This is a genomic window from Pseudovibrio sp. Ad37, from assembly GCF_001623075.1.
GTDB lineage: Bacteria > Pseudomonadota > Alphaproteobacteria > Rhizobiales > Stappiaceae > Pseudovibrio.
Window position 1 is genome coordinate 1 of the sequence record NZ_LMCF01000114.1, and the last position, 4,848, is coordinate 4,848.

At 45.7% G+C, this 4,848-nt stretch carries 1 protein-coding gene; it reads right to left on the bottom strand.

Annotated features, from left to right (window positions below; genetic code table 11):
• Positions 1-263 precede the first annotated feature (263 nt).
• Positions 264-4,406 (bottom strand): VCBS domain-containing protein, encoded by a 4,143-nt coding sequence (locus tag PsAD37_RS17035; protein WP_063297180.1) that lies wholly within the window; start codon positions 4,404-4,406, stop codon positions 264-266.
• Positions 4,407-4,848 lie beyond the last annotated feature (442 nt).

Sequence of the window (4,848 nt, forward strand, 5' to 3'; positions counted from 1 at the left end):
TGCCATCGATCCCAAATCTCGGCTCGTTGTGCGGCAGAATAGTAAATACGGCGGCGATACGTCATGTCGAACACTCCATCTTTATTCAAAGATTAAAGTGTTGCGACCACCAGTTGAAACCACCACCATTTGCGGACATTCGCCTTAATGCAGAGATCTCCTCAGTTTTACGCTATTGCTATTTCTGATTGTGTGCGTTTCTAACAAAATAGACGTATGAAAGGCCCGCAGCTTCCGCTGCAGACCTTCCGTTCTCAGTCTAATTATACAAACTGGAAATCGTCCTGACGCAAATCTGCTATTGAAATATTCTTCAACGTAACAGAAGTATTCGCATCCAGAGTGATGATAGTGTTGGCACCGCTTTCACTTGCCTCAGCAAGCACCGCATTGAAATCGTCAAATACAGCTTGGTCGAATTCGATTACATCACGTAGTCCTAGACCTGCATCGAAATCCGTGATGACATCGTTCCCAAAATTGCTGCCCTTGAACTGGAAAGTATCAGAAGACGTCCCCCCAGTTAGGGTATCATCACCTTCACCGCCATCTATCCTGTCAGCCCCTTTGCCACCGTCAATTACATCATGACCAGCAAGACCCTGCATGATGTCGTTAGAATTGCCACCATTCAAATTATCAGCTTCAGCTGTGCCAACATCATCATGACCATGAATGGTAATCTTCACATCTTTGGTCACTGGGGAACCACTGCCGTTGTCGAGTTCAACCGTATATGTCAGCGTGACTGTCTCACCTTCTTTAAGATAATCGAAAACGTTTGCTGGGCTATCAAAGCTAAACTTCGCAGTACGAAATCGAGTGGTATGGCTCCATTCTGTCCCGTCAAAATTCAGAAAGTCAGCGACTTCACCGGTATCTAAACCCTCTGTAACCCCACTGCTAGAAATTTCTTTAACTGAAACCTCTAGCATGTCGTAGCTAATATAGCGGTCCTCGAAAGTGAAATAGTAGTTGCTGTGAATACTTGCGAGATCCGTCGTCTCATCTAACTGGGCTTCAGATTTGAGCTTACCGTATTCACCAGTTGCATCTGGATGATATTGAACCGGCGCTAAACCATATCCACGCTCATCACCACCGCCAACGACAGTTATAACACCCGTTTCTAATATTTCGATACTGCGAACATACCTTACGGTTTCAAAGATTTGCAGATCGTAGCTACCATCACCATCTGGAGTGTAAACGTAGACTTCAGATTTCTCATCCCCGAGACGATTAACGGCAATAACCCCCTCTTCGCTGATTGCGATATGGGCCCCAAATTTGCTGTTATTGTCACGGGAGTTTGGTGTGAAAGTGGTTTCTGAATACGACCCATCCTCATTAGGGGTGTAAACAGACACAACTCCTTTACCAATACCTGAGACATTCTGATCAGGAGTGCTGATCACGACTACGCCTTGATCGTTGACGGCGAGTGAGGAGCGATCATCCACAGCAACAGTTTCAACGAATTTTTCAGTGTATCCAGACTCGCTGTCAGGAGACATGATAAATATGCCTTCTTGGTAAGCTCCGTCTTCAAGCAAGCGGCGTCCCCCAACATAAATCACACCGTTTGCACCGGGCTCAACAAACTTACCAAAGTTCTCATTCGCTGCTGGAGCGCTTGGAAGAATTACTTCCTCAACATATCCGCCCTGCCCATCTGGTTTGAACAACACCACTTCCCCAGCGTTTAGATCTTGTGTATTGTGAAATGGATTCCCCCATATAATCGTCCCATCATCTTGAATAGCGATTGTCTGATGAAAAAATGCTCGATCATTTGTAATTGGCAGTTCAGTTACACTGTATTCACCGTCTTGTGTAAGTGAATAAACCAACACCTTATTATTATATCTAGACAAGTGATCTTCTTGATGTCCTGTTATTACAATTTGCCCATGATTATTGATTGCGATATCATAACCGAACGTACTACCAGAACTTCCGAACGGATTTGGGAGAACCTTGAGTTCGTAACTTCCATCCTCGTTGGGGGAATAAACATGAACAGCTCCACCTCTGACAGAAGGGGCTCCGTAAACCAAAGTTCCATCTTCGGAAACGGCATGAGAGGAGCTGAATCGATCTGTAACACTTCCTTGTCGTTTAAGATGTGCCACGTTTGGTAAAAAGCTTCCGCTGATCTCAGAAATTGGATCAGGGCGACCTGTTATTGTGATCGTAGCGGTACGTGTGACCACACCACCGTGACCGTCATCAACGGTCACGGTGAAGGTATCGGTTGCGGTTTGCCTTTCCTTCAAATCATCAAATTGTCCATTCGGGTTATAGTGATAGACACCATCAACAAATGTCACGATCCCTTTTGTTGCAGACGCATCAAAGGAGGTTGTGTGTGTATCTGTGAGGTCCACATCACTATATGTTAGTTCAAGATCAGCAGTTTCGTGCTCCAAGATATTAGCGGTTAGCGCTGAGACAACAGGAGCATCGTTTTTCCCCTCAACCACAATAGTCACATTTCTGGTAACTGTTCCCCCATGACCATCATCAGCTGTATACGTGAAGGTTTCAGTTGCTGTTTCGCCTGCTGCAAGATAATTAAAATGTGGAGCTGCTGAGTATTTGAAGTTTTTACCATAAACCTCTAGTTTGCCATTTACATCATCTGCTTCTGCAGTGATGCTAAGTCGATCGGAAAGGTCGGGATCAACCAGCCCTGTTTGTATGATGTAATCACGCGCATCCTCAGAAACAGCAACTTCAACATCCTCAGCTGTTGGGGTGTCATTTGTGCCGATGATTGTGATCTTGGCAGTCCCTTCAGTCTTACCCCCGTTTCCGTCATCCAACTCTACTATATAGGTGAGCTCAACAGTTTGTCCTTCAGAGAGATAGTTGAAAACCTCATATCCAGCCGTAAAATCCAAGTTAACTTTGCCGAACTCGGACTGGTCGGAGCTTTCAACTGAATTAACCGCAACAAGGTCCAACAATTGCTGTTGCGAAAGCCGGTTCAAACCGATGGTCGCTCCTGACAGGCTTACGCTTTTCACAGAAGCTGTGTGGGCACTGTCAGAAATGTCTGAATCAGAAAAGTTGAGCGAGAGTTTGCCTGCTATGTCAGAGGTATCTCTTGTTTCGAAGAGAACAAGCTCATTGGCAGGGCGGGTGTAATTGCCAAGCGGGTCGGGTTCAATAACGTAGACTGCGCCTGTGTCATACCCAGTTTGGATATCATTGCCTGGCTTGCCTATGGTGATTGTTCCATCATCACTTATAGAAACTGCAAACCCGAATTCATCACCATCTTTCAGGTCTGGTACGGCAATCTTGAACTCTTTGTAGGTGCCATCGTCTTGTGGCACAAACACATAAACGGAACCCGCAATGGCCCCGTTTGCGTCGTCGTTTTTAGCACCGACAACCAGAGTACCAGATGCATTCATTGCAACGGAGGAGCCAAACCCATCACCAGCAGTACCATCTGAGGCCGTGAACTCGATTTTCTGAGTATAGCTTCCATCAGCACCCGGCTTATAGAGCACGACCGAGCCGGCAAAAACAACTCCGCCCACCATGTTACCAGGTTGGCTGACGATGACCTCTCCCTTGTCATTGACTGCGACAGATGCACCGAACTTGTCGCCGTCTTGAAGTTGTGCAGCTTCGAGCTTGATAGGTGTTTCATATCCATCTGCGGTCGGTTTATAAACGTAAAGCGCACCTTTAGCAGAGCCTTCGCCTGCAGCGCCAACAACAACAAGACCATCCTTGTTGTTGGATACTGAAGAGCCAAAATTACCTATCACGGAGCTGGTTGGAGCTGTAAGCTTAAGTTCTGAATAGCTGCCGTCTTCTTCTGGGGTAAAGACGTAAACAGCCCCAGCGTCATAAACATCATTTACATCATCAGCCTTGGCAGCTGCAATGATTTGCCCATCATCATTTATCGAAACTGCTGAGCCAAGGAAATCTGCTGGACTGGCATCTACCGCGGTCAATTTGGTGGGAGTGCCATAGTTTCCGTCGGTATCAAGCTGATACACATAGATAGCCCCCCCACTATAAATACCATTTGGCGATGCATTGGGGGCACCGACAATCAGCGTTCCATCATTAGCAATGCTGACAGATTCCCCGAAATGAGCAACGGGAGCACCGTCGGGAGCGGTAACACGAAGTTCTTCAAATCCTCCGTCTTCCAAGGGGCGAAAAACTGTGACGGAGCCGGCTTGATAAGAACTTCCTACAATATCAGCGCTTGCACCAACAGCGATCAGGCCAGGTTCGCTGATGGAAATAGAGTTGCCCAGTTTACCTGAGTTGCTGACACTTGTTGCAGTCAGCTTCAGAAAATCGGAAATTACATCGCCCTCTACGAAAGAAGGTATCTGATTGGTGGTAGCGTTCGAAAATGCGTCGCTCATTATAATCATCTCTATCAATAATTGCAGGATGCACAATTAAAGAAGCTAGGTGCATAAGAGGTTTTATTCAATCAAAAAGTGTATTTGAAAATTTAGTTAACATATTGATTTATTAAATATTTAAGTTACCATATATGCAATCTTTACTTATTCTGAAATCGCCAATCAACGCTATCCTCGAGCACTTATAGTCATCCCTTTTAAAAATGCTTGAATGGCAGTTGAGTAATTCTAGATTGCCCTTAAAAGCTACTTTAGAAGCCTACGGGTGAACGTGCCTCAACCTATGATGGAAACGTCCGAATGTCCGCACATGGTGGTGGTTTCAACTGGTGGTCGCAACACTTTAATCTTTGAATAAAGATGGAGTGTTCGACATGACGTATCGCCGCCGTATTTACTATTCTGCCGCACAACGAGCCGAGATTTGGGATCGATGACT

Excerpts from the sequence above, each read along its gene's own strand:
- PsAD37_RS17035 (WP_063297180.1), bottom strand. The coding sequence starts at position 4,406 with ATGAGCGACGCATTTTCGAACGCTACCACCAATCAGATACCTTCTTTC.